Source organism: Pseudomonas sp. HS6-2 (assembly GCF_049325675.2).
Taxonomy (GTDB): Bacteria; Pseudomonadota; Gammaproteobacteria; order Pseudomonadales; family Pseudomonadaceae; genus Aquipseudomonas; species Aquipseudomonas putida_N.
In genome coordinates this window covers 2,645,301-2,667,403 of sequence record NZ_CM143906.1, presented here as the reverse complement: position 1 = coordinate 2,667,403, position 22,103 = coordinate 2,645,301, and the positions used below count along the sequence as shown (strand labels likewise).

At 62.8% G+C, this 22,103-nt stretch carries 15 protein-coding genes and 2 pseudogenes; 6 read left to right on the top strand and 11 right to left on the bottom strand.

From position 1 onward, the window contains the following. Positions 1–222 precede the first annotated feature (222 nt). From ACOKS3_RS12520 to ACOKS3_RS12490, 7 genes are all read right to left on the bottom strand, one after another. On the bottom strand, positions 223–1,002 hold the full coding sequence (locus ACOKS3_RS12520; protein WP_422763114.1) for a hypothetical protein: 780 nt from the start codon (positions 1,000–1,002) through the stop codon (positions 223–225). Continuing rightward, positions 999–2,417, bottom strand: coding sequence for an HlyD family type I secretion periplasmic adaptor subunit (locus tag ACOKS3_RS12515; RefSeq protein ID WP_422763113.1), 1,419 nt, complete (start codon positions 2,415–2,417; stop codon positions 999–1,001). Before ACOKS3_RS12515 ends, ACOKS3_RS12520 begins: the two co-directional genes overlap by 4 nt. Beyond that, on the bottom strand, positions 2,414–4,555 hold the full coding sequence (locus ACOKS3_RS12510; protein ID WP_422763112.1) for a type I secretion system permease/ATPase: 2,142 nt from the start codon (positions 4,553–4,555) through the stop codon (positions 2,414–2,416). The genes ACOKS3_RS12515 and ACOKS3_RS12510 overlap by 4 nt, the downstream gene beginning before the upstream one ends. A 244-nt stretch (positions 4,556–4,799) precedes the next feature. After that, positions 4,800–5,693, bottom strand: coding sequence for a PA4780 family RIO1-like protein kinase (locus ACOKS3_RS12505; RefSeq protein WP_103447006.1), 894 nt, complete (start codon positions 5,691–5,693; stop codon positions 4,800–4,802). Positions 5,694–5,871: 178 nt separating this feature from the next. Then, a complete protein-coding gene (locus ACOKS3_RS12500) occupies positions 5,872–7,446 on the bottom strand; it encodes an aldehyde dehydrogenase (NADP(+)) (protein ID WP_422763111.1) in 1,575 nt (524 codons plus the stop codon). Between the two features lie 29 nt (positions 7,447–7,475). Then, positions 7,476–8,465 carry an AraD1 family protein gene (gene araD1 / locus ACOKS3_RS12495; RefSeq protein WP_103447004.1) on the bottom strand — a complete coding sequence of 330 codons (990 nt, stop codon included), beginning with the start codon at positions 8,463–8,465 and terminating at the stop codon, positions 7,476–7,478. Further along, positions 8,456–9,778 carry an MFS transporter gene (locus tag ACOKS3_RS12490; RefSeq protein ID WP_103447003.1) on the bottom strand — a complete coding sequence of 441 codons (1,323 nt, stop codon included), beginning with the start codon at positions 9,776–9,778 and terminating at the stop codon, positions 8,456–8,458. Before ACOKS3_RS12490 ends, araD1 begins: the two co-directional genes overlap by 10 nt. 184 nt (positions 9,779–9,962) lie before the next feature. On the opposite strand from ACOKS3_RS12490, the gene ACOKS3_RS12485 reads away from it, so the two are divergent. Continuing rightward, positions 9,963–11,696: an IlvD/Edd family dehydratase gene (locus tag ACOKS3_RS12485; RefSeq protein WP_422763110.1), complete on the top strand. Its 1,734-nt coding sequence runs from the start codon at positions 9,963–9,965 to the stop codon at positions 11,694–11,696. 101 nt (positions 11,697–11,797) lie between these two features. Then, complete coding sequence (locus tag ACOKS3_RS12480; RefSeq protein WP_422763109.1) at positions 11,798–12,520, top strand: FadR/GntR family transcriptional regulator; 723 nt, start codon at positions 11,798–11,800, stop codon at positions 12,518–12,520. 3 nt (positions 12,521–12,523) lie between these two features. Here the strand turns inward: ACOKS3_RS12480 and ACOKS3_RS12475 are convergent, their stop codons facing one another. After that, a complete protein-coding gene (locus tag ACOKS3_RS12475) occupies positions 12,524–13,429 on the bottom strand; it encodes a LysR family transcriptional regulator (RefSeq protein WP_422763108.1) in 906 nt (301 codons plus the stop codon). Positions 13,430–13,534: 105 nt separating this feature from the next. Here ACOKS3_RS12475 and ACOKS3_RS12470 point away from each other — a divergent pair, with 105 nt between their 5' ends. Both ACOKS3_RS12470 and ACOKS3_RS12465 read left to right on the top strand, forming a co-directional pair. Next, positions 13,535–15,274, top strand: a complete 1,740-nt coding sequence (locus ACOKS3_RS12470) for an amidohydrolase (RefSeq protein ID WP_422763107.1) — start codon at positions 13,535–13,537, stop codon at positions 15,272–15,274. Positions 15,275–15,355: 81 nt separating this feature from the next. Then, entirely contained in the window at positions 15,356–16,102 is a 747-nt protein-coding gene (locus tag ACOKS3_RS12465; protein ID WP_422763106.1) for a TorF family putative porin, read from the top strand. 63 nt (positions 16,103–16,165) lie between these two features. Here ACOKS3_RS12465 and ACOKS3_RS12460 read toward each other — a convergent pair. From ACOKS3_RS12460 to gcvA, 3 genes and pseudogenes are all read right to left on the bottom strand, one after another. Continuing rightward, positions 16,166–16,585 (bottom strand): annotated as a pseudogene (locus ACOKS3_RS12460) (iron-containing alcohol dehydrogenase); the annotation flags it as partial. 124 nt (positions 16,586–16,709) lie between these two features. Continuing rightward, entirely contained in the window at positions 16,710–19,208 is a 2,499-nt protein-coding gene (locus ACOKS3_RS12455) for a CoA transferase (protein ID WP_422763105.1), read from the bottom strand. 213 nt (positions 19,209–19,421) lie between these two features. Beyond that, a pseudogene (gene gcvA / locus ACOKS3_RS12450) lies at positions 19,422–20,344 on the bottom strand (transcriptional regulator GcvA). 77 nt (positions 20,345–20,421) lie between these two features. Here gcvA and acuR point away from each other — a divergent pair. Together acuR and acuI are read left to right on the top strand one after the other, a co-directional pair. Beyond that, entirely contained in the window at positions 20,422–21,054 is a 633-nt protein-coding gene (acuR, locus tag ACOKS3_RS12445; RefSeq protein ID WP_422763104.1) for an acrylate utilization transcriptional regulator AcuR, read from the top strand. A 45-nt stretch (positions 21,055–21,099) separates the two neighbouring features. Beyond that, a complete protein-coding gene (gene acuI / locus ACOKS3_RS12440) occupies positions 21,100–22,083 on the top strand; it encodes an acrylyl-CoA reductase (NADPH) (protein WP_422763103.1) in 984 nt (327 codons plus the stop codon). The last annotated feature ends 20 nt before the right edge of the window (positions 22,084–22,103 follow it).

The window sequence follows — 22,103 nt, the reverse complement described above, 5'->3', positions numbered from 1 at the left end:
CCGTTTCGACATCGGCATCTTGCATGAGCCGACCAGCATCTCGCTCAGTACGCCTCATAAAATCAATCGCGATAATACCTGCCAATGACTCCCCCTTTGCAACACCGTTCGCAAGAACAGCGTATCGATCCCCCCTACTCGCTAGATAATCATACATATCACCCACGCCCTGAGATTCAAAGAGCTCACGAGCGCGCTTCACATCTTCCATAAGCAAACCAGTCATACGCCACCTCTTGTTCTACTTTTATTGATAAACACTTCCAGCGCCAACCGTATCTTCGGCCACTGCACCAACTTTCCAGGAAGCATTCTAGCCTTTACATACAACTGCCCAAAAACTACAAAAGTCATTTCACAAGTATAAAAATTTGGCTCTCGCGGACGCCAAAGGCATTCGATCACCGAAGTGATTTCGCCCGAATCCTCACTCCAATAGACTCGTTTCCTTTTCCCACCCAGAAGCTTGTCCTCGCCCTCCACCAGATAAAGTTTCAGCCACTCGTCATATGTAAATCCCTTACCAACTTCATGATTGAGCCTGCTCAGCAAATAATCACGTCCGAGACGTAAGTCACCCTCCTTGGCGAAGATCGGGGAAATTGCGACAAGTAGGCCCTCATGCTCTAGCCCTTGCTCAAAAATAAGTCGATCCTTCGCCGGTTCTAACGTGGGCCAAGCCATTGCCAAGAAGACCGAGCGAAGGTTGGCATCGCAGCCTCTCTTGTTATTAATAAAGTCCGGATCAAACGAGCTTTTCTCTTCATATTCAGGCCAAAATGGGAAGTACACTCTCGGAAATTCATATACCATTCCCGCCATTTTTCCGCAGACGATTGGGTCGGGCGGAACGTAAGTGCTGGTGGTGCTCCGCTCTATGCGATCCGCAATATGCGCAACGAAGACGACCGCAGGAATTAGCAACAGCAAGCCGCTGAAAATTCTCAAGACCGACCAAACGAACCTATACAACCAAATAGCAAGCACCTTGAATGTGGTCATCGCTCCCCCAAGCTTTCCTTAACATGCCGCTGCAACGGACTCAGGAAATAACTAATCACCCTGCGCTTATCAATAATCAGCTCAGCACGCACCGCCATCCCCGGAGCAAGCGGCATATCCTTATCCCCAACTCGCAAAGTACTTAATCCCAGTTGAATCCGAGCGTTATAAACCCACCCCCGCCGTTCATCCTCAACCGCATCATTGGAAACACTCTGAACAACCCCCGGCACCACGCCATACTTGGTAAACGTGAACGTCTCCACTTTCACTTCCACCGCCTGCCCCGCCCGAACAAAGCCGATATCCTTGTTCTCGACCTGCACTTCCACTTCAACCGGCTGATCACTCGGCACAATCACCATCAATGTTTGCGCCGGCGTCACAACGCCGCCCTGGGTATGGATGGCCAATTGCTGCACCGTGCCGTCGACCGGGGAAGACAGTGCCCTGAGACGGTGGCGTTGTTCGGCCTTGTACAGCTCCTGGCTCAGGGTCGCGATCTGCCGTTCAGCCTCGGCATGCAGGTCGAGCATGGCCCGGCGCAGTTGGGCGATAACGCCTTCGCGGCGGTGCTGGGCCGCCAGACGGGCAGCGCCCAGTTCTTCGATGCGTGAACGTTGAGTGGCCAGCTCGCGCTCCTGCTCCAGGCGGCCCTGTTCCTTCTCCAGGTAGGTGTGCTTGGCGACCGCCGACTCGCTGAACAGCTGCTGGTAGTCAGCCGTGAGCTGGCGGGTGATTAGCAGCAATTGCTGCAGCGCATCGGCGCGGGCTTGTGCCGAGCGGATCTCTGCGCCGCGCTGGGCGATTTCGGCATCGGCCTGTTGCAACGAGGTGCGCAGTTCCTGGTACTGCCCTTGCAGCCAGCGTTGCGCGGCCGCTTGCTGTGCTGCCGTGGCCTGGGGAATGCGTGGCGACAGGGAGGCCGGCGCGGTGTTGCCATCGAGTGCTTCGAGCAAGGTAGCGGCGCGAGCCAGGTCGATCCGGGCTGCCAACAGCTCGCTGTTCAGGCGCTTGATGTCGGCGGCGGTCAGCTGCCCTTCGAGCTCGACCAGCAGGTCGCCCTTGGCAACGGTTTGGCCGTCCACTACATGAATCGCCTGCACCACTGCGACCTCACTGGCCTGGATCACCTTGCTCCTGCCACTGGGCACGATCCTGCCCTCGGCACTGGCGACTACATCGATTTCGCCTACGCAGGCCCACAGCAAGGCCAGCGCTATGAGTGCCAGCAGGCTCCATTGCAGGCGGCGCGGCAGCGGATGCACCGGGGTTTCCTGCAAGGCCAGCGCTGCGGGCAGAAACGCCAGCTCATCGGGCTCCCGTGGCGCACCCTGCATGGCGCGGCGGCGCCTCCAGGCGTGGCGCCAAGCCTCGCGGTAACGCTCCAGCAGGTCGAGGATCGGCGCCCTCATGCTGCCGCCCCCTGCTGCAACCGATGCAGGTAGGCATAGGCGCCTTGCGGGTTGCCCAGCAGTTCATCGTGAGCGCCCTGCTCGATGATCTGCCCGCGCTCCATGACCACGATGCGGTCTGCATGGCGCACGGCAGAAAGCCGGTGGGCGATGATGATCACCGTGCGTTGGGCGCAGATGCGCGCCATGTTCTGCTGGATGATCCGCTCGGACTCGTAATCCAGCGCGCTGGTGGCTTCGTCCAGGATGAGGATGCGCGGGTCGCCCATCAGCGCACGTGCGATCGCGATCCGTTGCCGCTGGCCACCCGACAGGCTGGCGCCGTGCTCGCCAACCAGCGTTTCATAGCCGTCAGGCAGTTCGAGGATGAATTCATGTGCGCCCGCCAGCGTCGCCGCTGCAATGACCTCCTCAAGGGAAGCTGCTGGGTTGGCCAACGCGATGTTCTCGCGCACGGTGCGCCGGAACAGCATGTTCTCTTGCAGCACCACACCGATCTGCCGTCGCAGCGACGTGACATCGGCCAGTGCCAGGTCAGCCCCATCGAGCAGTACCCGGCCTCTCTCCGGCGAGTGCATCCGCTGGATCAAACGGGTCAAGGTGCTCTTGCCGGAACCTGACTTGCCGACGATGCCGATCACCTCGCCAGGGATGATCCTCAGGCTGACGTCACGCAGGATTTCGTTGCCACCGGGGCGGTAACGGAAGCACACCCGATCGAGTTCGATCCGCCCTTTCAGCACAGGCAACTGCGCGCCCTGGCTGACCTCGGTACGGTTGTTGAGAATGTCGCCCAGCCGCTGGATCGAGATACCGGTCTGCTGAAAGCTGGTCCACAACTGCGCCAGACGCATGATCGGCTGCGCCACACGGCCGGCGAGCATGTTGAAGGCAATAAGCTCGCCAACCGTAAGCTGCCCTTCGATGACCAGCCGCGCACCCAGCCACAAGGTGCCGACCGTGACCAGTTTGCCGATCAGGGCAACCGTTTCATGGGCGATGTTGGACAGGTTCTGGGTCTTGAAACTGGCGGCAACGTAAGCCGCCAGCTGCTGGTTCCAGCGACGCGTGACGTGCGGCTCGACGGCCATGGCTTTCAACGTGTCGATGCCATTGACCGCTTCCACCAGGAACGCCTGGTTTTCCGCCCCGCGCTGAAAACTCTGGTCGATCCGGGCACGCAACACAGGGGTGACCAACACCGATATCAGCAAGTAAAGCGGCAGGGAAGCGATGACCAGCAGCGTCAGCCAACCGCTGTAAAGCCACATCACCACAATGAATACCGCGACGAACAACACATCCAACAGTAACGTGATGCTGTTACTGGTGAGGAAACTTCGGATGTTCTCCAGCTCCCGCACGCGGGCAACCGAATCCCCCACTCGCCGTGCCTGAAAATAGGCGATCGGCAGTGCTATCAAGTGCTGAAACAACTTGGCACCGAGTTCGACATCGATGCGCGAAGCGGTATGCGCCGATACATAGGCACGCAAACCACTGAGCAGACTTTCGAATATCAATACAGCCAAAAGGCCCAGTGCGATGACATCCAACGTGGTAAGGCCCCGGTGGACCAGAACTTTGTCCATCACCACCTGGAAAAACAACGGCGTCAGCAGTGCGAGGACCTGAATGATGAATGAAACCAGCAATACCTCGCCGAGCAACTTTCTATGTTTGACCACTGCCGGGATGAACCAAGTCAGGTCAAAACGTTCAAGGCCCCGAGGCAATGGAGCGTCTGAGCGAACCAGAATCAGCTCCCCGGCCCACCGCTGTCCGAGCTCAGCCAGCGACCAGGTTTGCGGCGTACACACTCGAGGGTCTTGCACCAGCACGTGCTCGCCCTCGACCCGGGCGATGATGAAACAACCACCTTGTCGGTCCATCGCGATGGCTGGCAGCGGCATGTGTGCCAGACGCTTCAGGTCAGTGCATCGATGTTTGGCTTTCAGGCAAAAATGCTGGAATGCCTGCAGCATCTGGGCAACTGAAAATGGCTTGCCATCGGTTGCAAACTCATGACTCAGTTGCTCGGGAGAAACCGCTACGTCGTGATACCGCGCCAGCATCACCAGGCAGGCCAGGCCGCTGTCAATTGAGTGGTGCTCACCGGTTTCAGATAGATCGGACACTTATCCACTCCATGTGCAATAGAACATGGGCGAATGTTAGCGCCTGATTAAACGACAATAGTCCTACATAGTTCAGACTTATGCTGTAGGAATAATCCAAGCAAACCCATCGCTACTCGGAACAGTGAGAATAGTGCGTAGGAATTTATTACTGGCAAAGTAGGAAGTTATACATCTCTTCAGGGCCGCTCCATACTTAGATGAAGCCGCAGCCCTGAAAAGAGCAGCACGCGCGGTCAGGCCGTTATTGCATCCACGGCGGCGTCGGCTCTTCAGCCTTGGCCGGCCCATGCTCAGCCTCATCCCGCGCCGCTCGGCGGCGGGCTTCATCGCGCAGGGTGGCATCGATCTCACGCATCACCCCGGCTACGTCGGCCGCCTCGTCGTCTTCCTCGAACTGCCCGCTCAGCGGGCTGTCCGGGCGCAGTTCGCCGGCTTCGTACAACGCCCACATCTCATCGGCGTAACGGGTGGCTTTAAGCTCCGGGGCAAAGCGCCCGAAGTAATGCGCCATGTTCGCCACGTCCCGGTGCAGCATGCTGAACGCATGGTTGTTGCCCGCCGCATCCACCGCCTGTGGCAGGTCGATGATCACCGGGCCGTCAGGGCCAAGCAGCACGTTGAATTCGGACAGGTCACCATGCACCAGACCGGTGCAGAGCATCAGCACGATCTGGCGGATGACAAAGGCATGGTATTCACGGGCCTCTTCGGCTTCGAGGTGCACGTCGTTCAGCCGTGGAGCGGCGTCGCCATCGGCGTCGGTCACCAGTTCCATCAGCAGCACACCGTCCTGGAAGTCGTAGGGCTTGGGCACGCGCACACCGGCACCGGCCAGGCGGAACAACGCCGCCACTTCAGCGTTCTGCCAGGCGTCTTCGGCCTCTTTGCGGCCGTACTTGCTGCCCTTGGCCATGGCCCGGGCCTGGCGGCTGTTGCGGACCTTGCGGCCCTCCTGGTATTCGGCGGCCTGGCGGAAGCTGCGCTTGTTGGCCTCCTTGTAGACCTTGGCGCAGCGTACCTGGGCACCGCAGCGCACCACGTAGACGGCCGCTTCCTTGCCGCTCATCAACGGCCGCAGTACTTCGTCGACCAGGCCGTCTTCGATCAGTGGTTCGATTCGTTTTGGTGTCTTCATCAGGCTGCGTTCGGGGTCCTGGCTGGGGTGGTGGACATCCTCTCACAGGCTGCGGCGTCTTGCTCGTTTGTCTGCAAGGGCCGATCGCCGGCAAGCTGGCTCACACAGTCAAAGCGCAAATTTCAGGGCAAGCGCAAATCCTGTGGGAGCGGGCTCGCCCACGAAAGGGCCAGCAGCCTTAAACCAAGGCTTCCCGGCTGTACTCACCATCGACCAGGCGCAATAGCCCCAGCGGATTGGCGCTCCTCAAGGCCTCCGGCAGCAAGGCATCCGGATAGTTCTGGTAGCACACCGGCCTGAGGAACCGATCAATGGCCAAGGTCCCCACCGAGGTCCCCCGCGCATCGGACGTGGCCGGATAGGGCCCGCCATGCACCATCGCGTCGCTCACCTCGACGCCGGTCGGGTAACCATTGACCAGCAGGCGGCCCGCCTTGCGTTCAAGCAACGGCACCAGCGCTGCAAACCGCTCCAGGTCCTGAGCCTCGGCAATCAGCGTGGCGGTCAGCTGACCGTGCAAGGCTTCCAGCGCACGGCGCAGTTCGGCTTCGTCGGCCACTTCGACCACCACCGTGGTCGGGCCGAAGACTTCTTCCTGCAGCAGTTCATCACCTTCCAGCAGCAAGCTGACATCGGCCTGGAACAGCTGCGCATGGGCCTGGTCACCGCTCTGCTCTGGCCCTGCCAGGTGGCGTACGCCCGGGTGCTGGTGCAGGCGCGCCACTCCGCTGGCATAGCTGCGCAATGTGCCAGCATTGAGCATGGTCTGCCCCGGCTGGTCTGCCATGCGTGCAGCCAGTGCGGCAACGAACGCCGAGAAGGCTGGCCCGGCCATGCCGATGACCAGGCCCGGGTTGGTGCAGAACTGCCCGCAGCCCAGCACCACCGAAGCCGCCAGCTCGGCTGCCACCTGCTCGCCCCTGGTCTGCAACGCTGCTGGCAGTACCAGCACCGGGTTGATGCTGCTCATCTCGGCGAACACCGGAATCGGCTGCGGGCGCGCCGCCGCCAGGTCGCACAAGGCCCGGCCGCCCTTGAGCGAGCCGGTGAAGCCGACCGCCTGGATCGCCGGGTGGCGCACCAGCGCTTCTCCCACGCCAGCGCCATAGACCATGTTGAACACCCCGGCCGGCATGCCGGTGGCCTCGGCAGCGCGCTGGATGGCCTCACCGACGTACTCGGCGGTAGCCATGTGGCCGCTGTGGGCCTTGACCACCACCGGGCAACCGGCAGCCAGCGCGGCAGCGGTATCACCACCTGCCGTGGAGAACGCCAGCGGGAAGTTGCTGGCGCCGAACACCGCCACCGGGCCGACGCCGGTGCGATACTGACGCAGGTCCGGGCGCGGCAGCGGCTGGCGCTGGGGCTGTGCGCGGTCGATGCGTGCGCCCAGATAGTCGCCGCGGCGCAGCACCTGGGCGAACAGGCGCAACTGGTTGCTGGTGCGGCTGCGTTCGCCCTGGATGCGTGCCGCAGGCAATGCGGTTTCGCGGCAGACCGTGTCGATGAACGCCTCGCCCAGCGCGTCCAGCTGCCCGGCAATGGCCTCCAGGAACTGCGCGCGACGCTCCGGCGCCAGGCCGTTGTACCCGGCAAAGGCCTGCTCGGCGGCGCGGGCGGCGGCATCCACCTCATCAGGCGTGGCCTGGGTGAAGACTACCGGCAGGGCCTCGCCCGTGCGTGCGTCGAAACTCTGCAGGCGCACGCTGCCAGCGGCGCTGCGGGCGCCGCCGATGAAGTTGCTTCCCGACATGATTGACTCCTGTTAATAGGATTGAAGGCTCAGAGGCTTTTCACCAGCCCCGGTCGCACGGCCTGCCCGGCAGCGACGATGCCGTTTAGCAGTGGCTGGCCGAACGCTTCGAGGCTGACTTCGAAGGTGTCGCCAGGCCGGGCCTGGATGCCGTCGCCGAACGACAGCGTGGCGGTGCCGAAGTAATGCACGTGGACATCACCTGGGCGCAGGAACTGGGCGTACTTGAAGTGGTGGAACTCAAGGTTCTCGAAGCTGTGGCACATGTTCTGCTCACCGGACAGGAACGGCTTGCTCCAAAGCTCCTGGCCATCGCGCAGGATGCGGCTGCGGCCTTCCAGGTGTGCCGGCAGCGCACCCAGACGCAGCTCCGGGCCGAAGCTGCAGGCGCGCAGCTTGGAATGTGCCAGGTACAAGTAGTTGCGACGTTCCATCACATGGTCGGAGAACTCGTTGCCCAGGGCATAACCCAGGCGGAACGGCGTCCCGCACTCGCCGATCACATACAGCCCGACCAGCTCCGGCTCCTCGCCGGCATCTTCGGCAAAGGCCGGCAGCGGCAGGTCGGCACCGGGGCGCACGACAATGGCGCCATCGCCCTTGTAGAACCACTCTGGTTGCGCGCCCTCCTCACCTGCTGGCGGTCGCCCACCTTCCAGGCCCCACTGGAACATGCGCATGCTGTCGGTGACGGCACCCTCGGCCTGCTGCTGGTGCATCTTGTCGCGGGTGGCGGCGCTGCCCAGGTGGGTCAGGCCGGTGCCGGTGACCAGGCAGTGCGCTGGGTCTTCGTGGTCCAGCGGTGGCAGCACCCGGCCTTCGGCCAGCAGCGCCAGGTAGTCATGGCCCTCGCCCAGGCCTGCGGCCTGCACCTGGCTGACCATGTCGCGGCCAGCGGCGATGGCCTGCAGGGCCAGTTCACGGGTACTGCTGACGCCGCGGATTTCCAGGGCGCGCTCGCCTTCCACCACGCCGACCCGGCGCTGGCCGGGGGCGGTTTCGAATTGGATCAGTCGCATGCTTGTGCTCGCTTGTCGGTTGCAATGTTCACGGATGCCTGGCGCTGGCGGCGCTCAAGGCGGTTGTAGACGACGCCGGTCAGCACCAGCCCGAACACCATCACTCCGGCCAGGAAGTACAGGCCCGAGGACAGCTGGCCGGTATGTTCCTTGAGCGCGCCGATGCCGAACGGGCCAAGGTAGCCGCCGAGGTTGCCGATCGAGTTGATCAGGGCGATGCCTGCCGCCGCACTGGCACCGGAGAAGAAGCGCCCGGGCAAGGTCCAGAAGATCGCCGTGCAGGAGAACAGCGCGAAGGCCACCAGGCACAACGCGGCCAACTGCAACGCCGGCACCGTCAGCCAGGCGCTGAGGAACAGGCCCAGGGCGCCCAGGGCATACAGCAGACCCAGGTGGCCGTAGCGATCGTTGAGGCGGTCGGAGCTGCGCGGGATGATCAGCAGGCCGATGATGCCGAACAGGTACGGCACCGCCGAGACGAAACCGGTCACCAGGTCGCTGCCACCGAACTGGTGGATCAGCGTCGGCAGCCACAGGCCCAAGCCATAGATGCTCAAGGTTACCGGCAGGTAGAACAGCGCCAACAGCAGCACCCGGCCATCCTTCAGGGCATGCAGCGGGTTGCCGTGGCGAGTCTGGCCGAACTCGCGCTGGTCTTCGGCCAGCTGCTTCTTGAGCCAGCTGCGCTGGGCATCGTCCAGCCAGCGCACCTTGTCCGGGCCGTCCGGCAGCAGGCGCAGGGTGGGCCAGGCCAACAGCACCGCCGGGGTACCGATGCAGATGAACAGCCACTGCCAGCCGTGCAGGCCGAGGTTGCCATCCAGGCCCAGCAAGGCGCCCGACAGCGGCCCGGTGACCAGCATCGCCAGCGGTTGCGACAGGATGAAGAATCCAAGGATCTTGCCGCGATGGCGCACCGGGTACCACTGGGTGATGTAGTACAGCACGCCGGGGAAGAACCCCGCCTCCGCCGCCCCCAGCAGAAAACGCATCACATAGAAGCCGTTTGGCCCGGTGATGAATGCCATGCCGATAGTGATCGCCCCCCAGGTCAGCAGGATGCGGGCGAACCAGCGCCGGGCGCCGAAGCGGTCGAGCAATAGGTTGCTGGGAACTTCGCACAGGAAGTAACCGATGAAGAACAGCCCGGCACCGAGGCCGTAGGCCGCATCTCCGAGGCCGATGTCGGCCCCCATGTGCAGCTTGGCAAAACCCACCGCCGAACGATCGACGTAGGCCACCAGGTAAAGCAGGACCAGAAAGGGGATGAGTTTCAGCGTGATCAGGCGGACGAGCCGCTGCTCCTGGATCATGGCGAGGTCTCCGATTGTTCTTGTAATGGGGACAGCACATGGCCGGGGTTTTGTGGGCAGACCTCCGGCGCGGTGGAAGGATCATATAGTATTACTATTTAAAACAACAACCCTTCACATGGCGCATTTTTAGCGATAGAGTCGATGCATAACGACAAATAGTAATACTAATAAGGTGCCCGTCATGTCTGATAGCAAACGCCCCCTGCGCTCCGCCCAATGGTTCGGCACCGCCGACAAGAACGGCTTCATGTACCGCAGCTGGATGAAGAACCAGGGCATTCCTGACCATGAGTTTCAGGGCAAGCCGATCATCGGCATCTGCAACACCTGGTCTGAGCTGACCCCGTGCAACGCGCACTTTCGCAAGATCGCCGAGCATGTGAAGAAAGGCGTGCTGGAGGCCGGCGGCTTCCCGGTGGAGTTCCCGGTGTTCTCCAGCGGCGAGTCAAACCTGCGCCCCACCGCCATGCTCACCCGCAACCTGGCGAGCATGGACGTGGAAGAAGCCATCCGCGGCAACCCGGTGGACGCCGTGGTGCTGCTCACCGGCTGCGACAAGACCACCCCGGCCCTGTTGATGGGCGCTGCCAGCTGCGACGTGCCGGCGATCGTGGTCACCGGCGGGCCGATGCTCAACGGCAAGCACAAGGGCCGCGACATCGGCGCCGGCACCATCGTCTGGCAGATGCACGAGGCCTACAAAGCCGGGCAGATCGACCTCAACGAGTTCCTTTCGGCCGAAGCCGGCATGTCGCGCTCGGCGGGCACCTGCAACACCATGGGTACCGCCTCGACCATGGCCTGCATGGCCGAAGCCCTGGGCACTTCGCTGCCGCACAACGCGGCGATCCCGGCGGTGGACTCGCGCCGTTATGTGCTCGCTCACCTGTCGGGCATGCGCATTGTCGAGATGGTCAATGAAGACCTGCGCCTGTCGAAGATTCTCACCCGCGAAGCTTTCGAGAATGCCATCCGCGTCAATGCCGCCATCGGTGGCTCGACCAACGCGGTGATCCACCTCAAGGCCATCGCTGGCCGCATCGGCGTCGACCTGCAACTGGAAGACTGGACCCGCGTCGGCCGCGGCACGCCGACCCTGGTCGACCTGCAGCCGTCCGGGCGCTTCCTGATGGAAGAGTTCTACTACGCTGGCGGCCTGCCTGCGGTGATCCGTCGCCTCGGCGAACACAACCTGCTGCCCAACCCCAGCGCGCTGACCGCCAACGGCAAGAGCCTGTGGGACAACTGCCAGAGCGCACCGCTGTATGACGAAGAGGTCATCCGCCCGATCGACAAGCCGCTGGTGGCCGATGGCGGCATCTGCATCCTGCGCGGCAACCTCGCGCCCAAGGGCGCGGTGCTCAAGCCCTCTGCGGCAACCCCCGAGTTGATGCGTCACCGTGGCCGCGCGGTGGTGTTCGAGCACTTCGAGGACTACAAGGCGCGCATCAACGACCCAGAGCTGGAGGTCGATGCAAGTTCGGTACTGGTGATGAAGCACTGCGGCCCGAAGGGTTACCCGGGCATGGCCGAAGTGGGCAACATGGGCCTGCCCGCCAAGCTGCTGGCCCAGGGCGTGACCGACATGGTACGCATCTCCGACGCGCGCATGAGTGGCACGGCGTATGGCACCGTGGTGCTGCACGTGGCCCCGGAGGCTGCGGCGGGCGGGCCATTGGCGGCGGTACGCGAAGGCGACTGGATCGAACTTGACTGCCATGAAGGCCGCCTGCACCTGGATATCACCGATGAGGAACTGGCCGGCCGCCTGGCGGATCTGCAGGCGCCGCAGCAGTTGATCAGCGGGGGCTATGCGAAGTTGTACATCGACCATGTGATGCAGGCCGATGAAGGCTGCGACTTCGATTTCCTGGTCGGCTGCCGGGGTTCTGCGGTGCCTAAGCACTCCCATTGAACCTGCACAGGCCCCTTCGCGGCTGAACCCGCGAAGGGGCCGGCACAGGTTCAGTGATGCTATGATCACCACCCCGCTCTGATGGACCGCCAGCACCGCACATGAACTACCGCCAGCCCACCACGCGCAAGAGCATGCATGCCACCCTGGTTCAGGACCTCGGCCTGCAGATCGTATCCGGCCAGCTCCAACCGGGGCAGAAACTGCCCGCCGAAGCCAGCTTGTGCGAGGCCTATGCGATCAGCCGGCCGGTGTTTCGTGAAGCGATGCGCGCCCTCACCGCCAAGGGCCTGATCGAAGCCCGCCCACGTGTCGGCACCCAGGTGCGCCCGCGCCACGACTGGCACATGCTCGACCCCGACGTGCTGCACTGGCTGATGCAGGCCACGCCGCAGCAGGAATTCTTCAACACCCTGTCCAGCGTGCGCTGGGTCATCGAACCCGCTGCCGCCGCACTGGCCGCCACCAACGCCAGCGCCGACGATGTCGCCTCGATCAGCGACGCCTACCAGCGCATGGAAGCCGCACGCACGCACGAAGAGCGCCTGCAACCGGACCTGGACTTCCACGCGCGCATCGCCGACGCCACTCACAACGACCTGCTCGCCTACCTGTGCAACATGCTTTCGCTGGCCCTGCGCGAGTCGGTGCGCTATTCCAACCAGCGCCCCAATTTCGACGAGCTGGCGCTGCCGCGGCACAAGGCGATCCTCACTGCCATCCAGAACGGTGACGCCCTCGGCGCCCGGCATGCTTCGCTGGTGCAACTCGAGGATGCACGGGTAGCGTTGAGCAAGGTGCTCGGCCAGGACCCGATCGGCTGAGCCTCACAACCGCTGCAGGTACCCCTGCAGGTAGTCGATGAACGCCAGCACCTTGCCGCTGGCGCGCCGGTGGCTGGGGTAGACCGCCAGGATGTCTTCACCGAACGCATCCGGCTCGATCACGCAGTGCTCCATCACCCGCACCAGCCGCCCCTCCTGCAGGTAGCGGCGCACGCTCCACTCCGGGGTGTGCAGGATACCGTGCCCTGCCAGCGCATTGCGCAGCAGCAAGTCGTAGTTGTCGCTTTCCAGCCGCGCCCGCTGCGGGTACGGCAGGCGCATGCGTACGCCTTCGCAGTGCATCCACCAAAACTTGGCATCCAGCGCTGGGTGAATGTACTTGAGCCACTGGTGCTGGCCGATGCTGTGCGCCGTCACCGGCAGCGGGTTGCGTTCGAGGTATTCAGGGCTGGCACAGAGAAAGATACGGTTCTTGCCGATGATCCGGGCAATCAGGCCCGGCAGGTCGCTGTGCCCTTCGCGCAGCGCCAGGTCGTAACCGGCTTCGATCAGGTCGACGAAGGTGTCGGACAACTCTACCCGCAGCTGGATCTGCGGGTAGTCGCGCATGAAGCCAGCGCAGGCGTCGGCCAGGAACGCCCGGCCAAACGCCAGTGGCGCGGTCAGGCGCAAGGTGCCAGACACCCCCTGCAACTGGCTGATCTCTTGACCGGCCTCATGCAGGCTCTTCAGCACCTGCCGGGCGGTTTCCAGGTACAGCCGGCCCGCTTCGGTCAGCACGATGCGCCGCGTACTGCGCTCGAACAACTGGCTGCCAAGCTCGCGCTCCAGGTGCGTGACCGCCTTGGTCAGGGCCGAAGGCGTCTTGCCCAGCGCCTCGGCCGCGCGGCTGAAGCTGCCGTGCTCGGCCGTGGCGACGAACATCGAAATCGCACCCAAGGTGTCCATGCGGTTTTTCCTGAATGGCAAAAGGCTTTTTAGCGTTCTGGCGATTCTATGCCAAGTCTGGGCTGGGTAGGCTCGCCTCACACCAATAAATACAAGAGGCTACACATGTCGAGATGTCTACCTGGTTTGCTGGCGCTGGCCGTGGCTTTTGCCTCGGGGCACGCATTGGCCGCTGCTGACCTGGTGCTGGTCAACGGCAAGATCTTCACCGCCGACCGCAACAACCCGCAGGCCCAGGCCATCGCCATCGAAGGCGGCAAGATTGTCGCCGTGGGCACCGACGCCCAGGCGCGGGCACTCGCTGACCCACAGACCCAAGTCATCGACCTGCAAGGCAAGCGCGTCACTCCGGGCCTGATCGACACCCACTCCCACGCCATCTTCGGCGGCCTGCAACTCAGTGGCGCCGACATGGGCGGCGAGGCGGCGCCGCTGGATGCGTTCGAAGCTCGCCTGCGCGGCTGGCGTGATGACGGGCGAGCGCGCAACGGCGAGGTGTTGCAGGTCCTGGGGGTCAGCTCGGCCTACTGGGCCCAGGCCAAGGCGCTGAACGAGCGCTTCGGCCAAGGCGAGTGGGCCTCCACGCCCATCGTGTTCATCGGCGAGGACTACCACACCGCCTGGGCCAACCCGGCCATGCTCAAGCGCGCCGGTATCGACAAGGCATTGCTGGCCACCCTGAGCAAGCAGGAAAAGGACACCATCGGCACCTTCGAAGACGGCCAGCCCAACGGCTTTCTGGTCGATGCCGGCTGGGACCGGGTCGCCAGCGTCCTGCCCAAGGCCGATGCCGCCACCCTGCTCAAGGGGGCACAGGCCGCCGTGCAGTTCAACAACAGCCTGGGCATCACCGCCTGGATGGACCCTGCCGCCAACAGCATGCCTGGCGAGGCGCTGTTCGATATCAAACCCACTGACCAGACCGTCGGCGTGCTGCCAGCCTACAAGGCCCTTGCCGAACAGGGCGGGCTGAACGCGCATGTCGCGGCGCTGCTGGTGGTCAACCCGAAGAGCACCCCCGCCGACCTGCAGACCATCGACAACGTGCGCAAGCAGTTCGCTGGCGTGCCGAACCTGACCCTGCCCGGCATCAAGGTGTTCGCCGACGGTGTGCTGGAGTACCCCGCGCAGTCGGCCGCCTTGCTCAAGCCGTACCACAACACGCACAAACCTGGCGAACTGCTGATCGACCCGAAGCATTTCGGTGAGCTGGTCAGCGCTGCCGACCAGCGTGGCTGGCTGGTGCACATCCACGCCATCGGCGACCGTGCGGTGCGTGAATCACTCAACGGCATCGAACAGGCACGCAAGGCCGGCAACAGCGGCATCCATCACTCGATCACCCACCTGCAGCTGGTCAACCCCCAGGACTTCGCCCGCTTCAAGCCCCTCGACGTGATTGCCTCGATGCAGCTGCTGTGGGCCGCCGGCGACGACTACACCGTCGACATGGTCAAACCCTACGTCGATGCCTCCGCGTTCCGTTACCAGTACCCGGCCCATTCGCTGCAGAAAAATGGCGCGACCATCGCCGGCGCCAGCGACTGGCCAGTGTCGTCACCCAGCCCTTGGCTGGCCATCGCCCAGGCGGCAACGCGCAAGGGCGCGCAAGGCGTGCTCAATGCCGATGAGGGCCTCGACCGCCAGACCATGCTCTATGCCTACACCGCCAATGCAGCCAAGGCCCTGGGCCTGGAGCAGCAGATCGGCTCGCTGGCCCCGGGCAAGCAGGCCGACTTCGTCATCCTCGACCGTGATGTGCTCGCGGTGAACGACCAGCAACTGGGCGAGACCCAGGTGCTGGCCACCTACTTCGGCGGCCAACAGGTCTACGCCCCCCACTAAGCCCCTGCACCTCGGCATGCCTGTACGGCATGCCGCCTTTTCTATCTGCCACAACAACCACAACACAAGATAGGGATGACCATGAAGCACGCTACCCTGGCAGCCGTGTGCGCATTCGGCTGCGCCGCGCTCGCCCCCGCCGCCATCGCCTTGCCGATCAACGATGACTTCGCGCTCGACCTCGACCTGGCCGCAGTCAGTGACTATCGCAGCCGCGGCATCTCGCAAACCCAGGGCGATCCGGCCGCGCAGGCCGACGTCATGCTCAGCCATGCCAGCGGCCTGTATCTGGGCGCCTGGACCTCGAACGTCGATTTCGGCTTCGACAGCAAGACCCGCCAGGAGGTCGACTACTACGGTGGCTGGGCCTGGCAAATGAGTGAGCACGCCAACCTGGACCTGGGTTACCTGAAGTACACCTATCCCAAGGAAAGCCGGTACAACCAGTCAGAGCTGTACGCCATCGTCGATGTGCATGGCTTCAAGCTGGCGGCCTACTACTCCACGGACGCTACGACGCAGTACGGCAAGGATCAGGACAGCCTCTACACCTGGGTGGGCTACCACACGGTGCTGCCGCTGGAAGTCGGCCTGGAACTGCGCTACGGCCGCGCCGACTTCAAAGACCCGAGCTACTGGTCACAGAGCGGCCAGTCGCGCGATTCCTACCGTGAATGGGAAGCCAGATTCACCCGCGACTTCCTCGGCCTCACCTGGCGCCTGAGCTATATGGATACCAACCTGTCGCAGGCCGAATGCGCCAGCAACTATGGCTTCGATGACGTCTGCAGCGCCACCGTGGTGGCCGGTGTCAGCAAACACTTCTGAGGCCTCAGGCCACGGCCCGGCGCTGCAGGATGAAGTGCCGGGCCTGGACGAGCACCCTGTTCAGCCCGCCGTGGTGGGCACAGCAATGATGGGGATGCCGCTCTCGCTGACATTGCGGGGGAATTTGTAGTCGCGCATCACGCCGCCGTGCCTGGCGAGCATGCCGATGGCCTTGGCGCTGTCGATGGGACTACCGCCACCCAGCGCGACAATGCTGTCGTAGCCACCTTCGCGCGCGGCGGCGTCACCCGCCTGGATCGACTTGACTGTGGGCTCAGGTACCGTGTCCGAAAAGATGTCTGCCTGCAGGCCATGCTCGGTCAGGCTGCTGCAGATACGGCCTGCGTAGCCCAGCTCGACCATCATGCGGTCGGTGATGATCAGTGGCCGCGAACAACCCAGGCTGGCGAGGATGTGCGGGATCTGCTGGCTGGCGCCTGCTCCCGTCTGCAGGATGCGTGGGAGGATGCTCGAATACGTCATGGTGCGTTCTCTTTTCCAGGCACGAGCCTGCCCGCGAGCGGGCCAATGGCTCGAAGATGTGTAAGTTGTGATCCGGGCGAAGAAACCGGGCTGCGTCGCAGCCCGCCTTGTGCAAGCGCTGCCTTTAGCCAGGCAGGTACGCTTCGCTCCAGCTTTCGCCAATGGCGCCAGTGCTCAGCAGTGCATGGATTTGCTCCTGGCTGTATCCGTGACGTTCGAGCACCTTGCGCGTGGAGGCGCCGAACTTCTCTGCCGGCGCCAGTGCCCGGATGCGAGCGTTGCGAGTGCGGATCGCATAGGGGTCGAGCTGGGTGATGCAGTGGCCACTCGGGTGATCGCCGTACACGCTGAACGAGTAACTGCCGTTGCAGGTGCCCGGTAGGCCGTCTGCGGGCCGGCTGTAGGTAGTGCGCAGGTTGTCGATATTGTCCGGCACCGCCGCAGCGATGTTTGCTGCCTGCAAACGCTCTTGCAGAACGGTACCGCTCATTCGCGCAATCGCAACGTGCAGGAACTGCGCCCGATTTGCAGCCTGTTCCAGGCCTGCCAGCTCACTGATGCTGCGGAACTTTGGCAAGTCGGACTCATCGGCATCCAGGTAGATCCAGCCGTCTGCAGTGCGGTAGAAACGCGACAGGTCGCTGTACCCTGTGGCCTCTCGACCCGATGGTTCGTCGAATGGCCCTCGCCTTGGGTAGTCGTAGCAGAACGGTATTTGCACCAGGTTGCCCAATGCGGCCAGCGACGTGCGAGCGCGGTGCGCTTCACCCGTACGGTGCTTTTGATAGAGCGCTGTCGCCACGCCCAGGGCGGCAGCGAAGCCGCACATCACATCGATGGTACCCACGTGCGCGTGCTCTTCAGGGGTCTGCATGCCGCCCCCGAAACGCAACATGATTCCGGTCGTCGCCTGAATCAGGTCGTCGTAACCCAGGTAGTCGGTGCGTGGGCCACGGCGCGGGCCGCCGAAGCAATCGAGCTGGCAGAAGATGACGCCCGGGTTCACGGCCTGCAGGCTGGCTTCATCCAGCCCCAAGGGCGCCAGTTGCCGGTCGGGAGCGTTCATGATGATTACATCGACTTCCCGCACCAGGCGATTGAACACCTCGCGACCGTCCGCCTTGTGCAGATCCACCAGGATGCTCTCTTTGCCGCGCGCTGAAGACAGGCCAAAGACGACGGTGTTCCAAGGGTCGTAATTGGGAATTACCGGGTCCAGCTTGATCACGTCGGCACCGAAGCGACCGAGAAAAGATGCGGAGTGTGGCCCGGCGATGACGTTGGTCAGGTCGAGCACTTTTACGCCATCCAGCCAGCCACCTGGGGCGTCCTGCCGCAGAGCTGGAAGCACAGGCCGGGTGCGCTCCGACAGCGTGGCGATGGCTTCGTCAAAAGTAACATCGCGGCGGGAAACAGGCTTGAGCATCGGCTCGGCACTGCCTTCGAGCCAGGCCACCGGGCCAGGCTGCTTCATGAGCCCATATTCACGATCCGTGACCTCGACTACCAGGCCTGCCGTATTGGCGTGCACATCGTGCAGCCATTCCTGGGTCGAGCGATGAGGCGCGCCAGGGAAGCCGCCTTCACCAAAAATCACTTCCCACTGCGCAGCCGTTCTGGTGAGGAAGACCGCTTTCATCCGTGCGGAAATCCGCGCCGCCCAGTCTGCCGGCAACGGATAGACGCCCAGTGACGCGTTGCCCTCCCACTGATCGATCGGCAGGTAGGGATCATCGACTTTCGGCAGGCCCGCCGCGACCATTTCCTCGTACAGCCCCATCGCCTGCAGGCAACGCTTGGCATGCTCACGGTGCGATGGACAAACCGCATAGAACTTGCGGCCATCGGCGCATTCGTAGGTGCGGTAGAACGGGTCGAGAAACTCCTGCAGATCCTCATAGCTGAGGTTCATCGGCAGGTTCTCGGCCTTTCTGCGCTCACTCTCCTTTTCTCGCAAGGTCTTGTAGCGAAGCGGGTAGCCGTCGATCTTGATGGAGTTGTAGGAAAGCCCCTCCATCACCGCTGCCGCCAGTGGCACTTCGATCTGGTCGCCGATGCCGTTTTTCTCTCGCGACTGAAGGGCCAGCACCACCGAGGAGACCGCCAGCATGGTGCCGTAGGCGGATGCCAGCGGCAGTGGAGAGAAACTCGGGTTGATGCCCATCAGCACGCGGTTCTGCCCCATGTCGGTAAATACCCCGGAGGCCGAGGCAATCACCGCCTCGGTTGCTCGCCATTGACGACGCAGTTCGTCATTGCTGGCAAAGCCGGGAATGGACAGCGTGATCAGTTCGGGGCGAGATCGCCGCATTTCCGAAAAGTCCAGGCCGAGCTTTTCCATCACACCCGGACGGAAATTCTCGATCACGATATCGGCCCGGGCGATCAGCTCGCGGGCTTGTTGCAGGCCCGCGCTGCACTTCAGGTCGAGCCGAAGGCAGAGCTTGTTGCGGTTGAGGGTAGCGTTGGCCGGGCTGTCCCAAAGAGGGCCGCCAGGCGGGTCGATGTGGATGACGGTAGCGCCAAGATCCGCCAGGATCATGGCGACGGCCGGGCCTGCGATGAATTGGCCAAAATCGATAATGTTGACGCCCTGCAGGGGCAATTGCTTGGTGTGACCCATGAGGAAACCCTACGTAGCAACGGGACAATTGAGGGGCCGCCCCGGATTTATTGTTGTTGTCGATGCTTCGCTGTAGCCGTTCGCCTGGCTGCGGGTGCTAGCCATTGGCGTTCGATCTGGGCCCTACTTTCAGAAAAACGCGCAGCTTGCGGAAGCAATAAAAAATGACCCTTAGGGGCCATTTTTTTTATGAAGGCGCTCGAACACTTATGGTCAGCGTTCCTCGCTTTCAGCCAGCGTCTGGTCCCTGAAGCTGGCCGCTTCGGCACATAACCAGTCGACGAAGGCGGCTGCTTCCGGGTTTGCCAGGTTGTGGGGGGGTAAACCAGGTAGAAAGCCTCTTTCGTGGCAACGTGGCTGTCGAGCGGAGCGACCAGGCGCCCGCTCTTCAGCAAGTGCGCCACCAGGGATGATCTGGCCAGCGCAACCCCCTGCCCTAGCTCGGCGACCTCGAGTGCCGAGAAGAGCGTATCGAACTGCAGCCCCTGCGATGAGTCGACACTTTCTGCGCCATTTTTCTTCAGCCAGTAGCCCCACCCTTCCTCGTACCCCAGCACGTGCAGCAGTTCGTGTCGGGCAAGGTCCCGGGGCTTTTCAAGTGGCCGTTCGGCAGTGGGCAAATGCGCAGAACACACCGGCACCAGCGTGTCCCAGGTCAGGCGCTCGGCCTTCATGCCAGGCCAGCGGCCCTGCCCGTAGCGGATTTCCAGATCGGCGTCCGATGCGGAGTCATCAACCCAGATGTTACTGGCGATGCGCAGGTTCACATGGGGGTGGAGCTGGCGAAAACGAGGGAGCCGGGGGGCGATCCAGTGCGTGAAGAAAACCAGGCTGCTGCGAATAGTGAGGACGCTCTTGTGGCCCTGCCCGAAAATCTCATCGGTCGCAGCTGCCAGACGCTCGACAGCTTCCCGCACCACCGGAAAGTAAGCCATCCCAGCCTCGGTCAGCTCCAGGCTACGCGGCAACCGCTTGAACAGCACGGTCCCCAGTTGCGACTCCAGAGCCTTCAACTGCTGACTGATGGCCGCCTGGGTGAGGTTGAGTTCTTCTGCTGCATGGGTGAAATTGAGCAGCCGGGCCGAGGCCTCGAAGGCCCTGAGCCAATTCAACGGTGGCAGACGCTTTTTCATGATCGACTGATCTCGACACGCCCCGGGCAGCCCGGCAATGGTTTGTTGACATTAGAGACGATCAGTCTAAATTATTCCAGATGACTTCTGCCAAGCCCCCAGTCCGCCGAGGACGCCCTCCCAAGATTTCCCGTGATCATGCCGAAACGCGTGAGATGCTGTTGCGCTGCGGCATGCAGATCCTGACCGAGCAAGGGTTCGCTGCAACAGGCATTGATACCGTCCTCAAGCGCATCCAGGTACCCAAGGGCTCGTTCTATCACTACTTCGAGAGCAAAGAAGCCTTTGGCCAGGCGGTTCTTCATCGCTACGCAGACTATTTTGCACGCAAGCTCGACCGCTGGTTCCTGGCCCAGGAACTGCCGCCACTGCAGCGCCTTACCGGCTTTGTCGAGGACGCCAAGGCCGGCATGACCAGGTACGCGTTTCGGCGAGGTTGCCTCGTCGGCAACCTTGGGCAGGAGGTGCTGGTACTGCCCGAAAGCTTCCGACAACAGCTGGAAGCAGTATTGCAGGATTGGGAGAACCGCTTGGTTGGCTGCCTGAACGCCGCGGTCGAGGCTGGCGAGATTTCATCGGACCAGGACTGTCAGGCGCTGGCCGCCTACTTCTGGATTGGCTGGGAAGGTGCTGTGCTTCGGGCTCGCCTGGTACAAGACCCGCGCCCACTCGACACATTCTTCAAAGGCTTCCTTGCAGGCATCACCCGGTGATGCTGCAGGGTTATTTAAAGACGATCAGTCTAAAGTGAGGAAACGATGTTCAAAGCCATCTTGGTTGACAAGCATGATGCAAGCTACCAGGCACAACTCCGGGAGCTGGAGGCATCAAGCCTGCCTGAAGGCGATGTGACAGTCCGAGTCGCGTACAGCACCCTCAACTTCAAGGATGCCCTGGCCATTACCGGCCAAAGCCCGGTGGTCCGCCAGTTTCCGATGGTGCCGGGCATTGATTTCGCCGGTACCGTACAGAGCAGCTCGCACCCGAACTACAAAGCCGGCGACAAAGTGCTGTTGAACGGCTGGGGGGTGGGCGAGCAACACTGGGGTGGCCTCGCCCAACTGGCCCGGCTCAACGGCGACTGGCTGATCCCACACCCCACTGCCCTGAATGAAAAACAGAGCATGGCCATTGGCACCGCAGGCTACACCGCCATGCTTTGCCTGATGGCGCTCGAACGCCATGGCCTCACTCCGAGCGACGGCCCCGTGCTTGTCACAGGCGCCAGCGGCGGAGTCGGCAGTTTCGCCATCAGCCTGCTGGCCAACCTCGGTTACTCGGTCATTGCTGCCACGGGCAAGACTGTTGAGGCCCCTTATTTGAAGCAACTTGGCGCCGATTCGGTCATTGACCGCTCCGAGCTTTCGTCCCCGGGTCGCCCCCTGGCCAAAGAACGCTGGGCCGCCGCCATCGACTCTGTAGGCAGCCACACACTCGCGAACGCCTGTGCAGGCACACACGCCGAAGGCGCGGTCGCCGCATGTGGCCTGGCGCAAGGCATGGATTTGCCGGCGACGGTGGCACCGTTCATTCTGCGTGGTGTGAGCCTGCTTGGCGTGAACAGCGTGACTCAGCCTTACGCCCGACGCATTGAGGCCTGGAAGCGGCTTGCAGAAGACCTGAACCCGGACCATCTTGCGTTGATCACGCGAGAGATCGGGTTGCACGAGGCAATTTCCGCTTCAGTTGACCTGCTCGAAGGGGCCATTCGCGGCCGACTAGTGGTCGATGTGAACCGCTAGTTCGCCGCGCCCTTGAGACT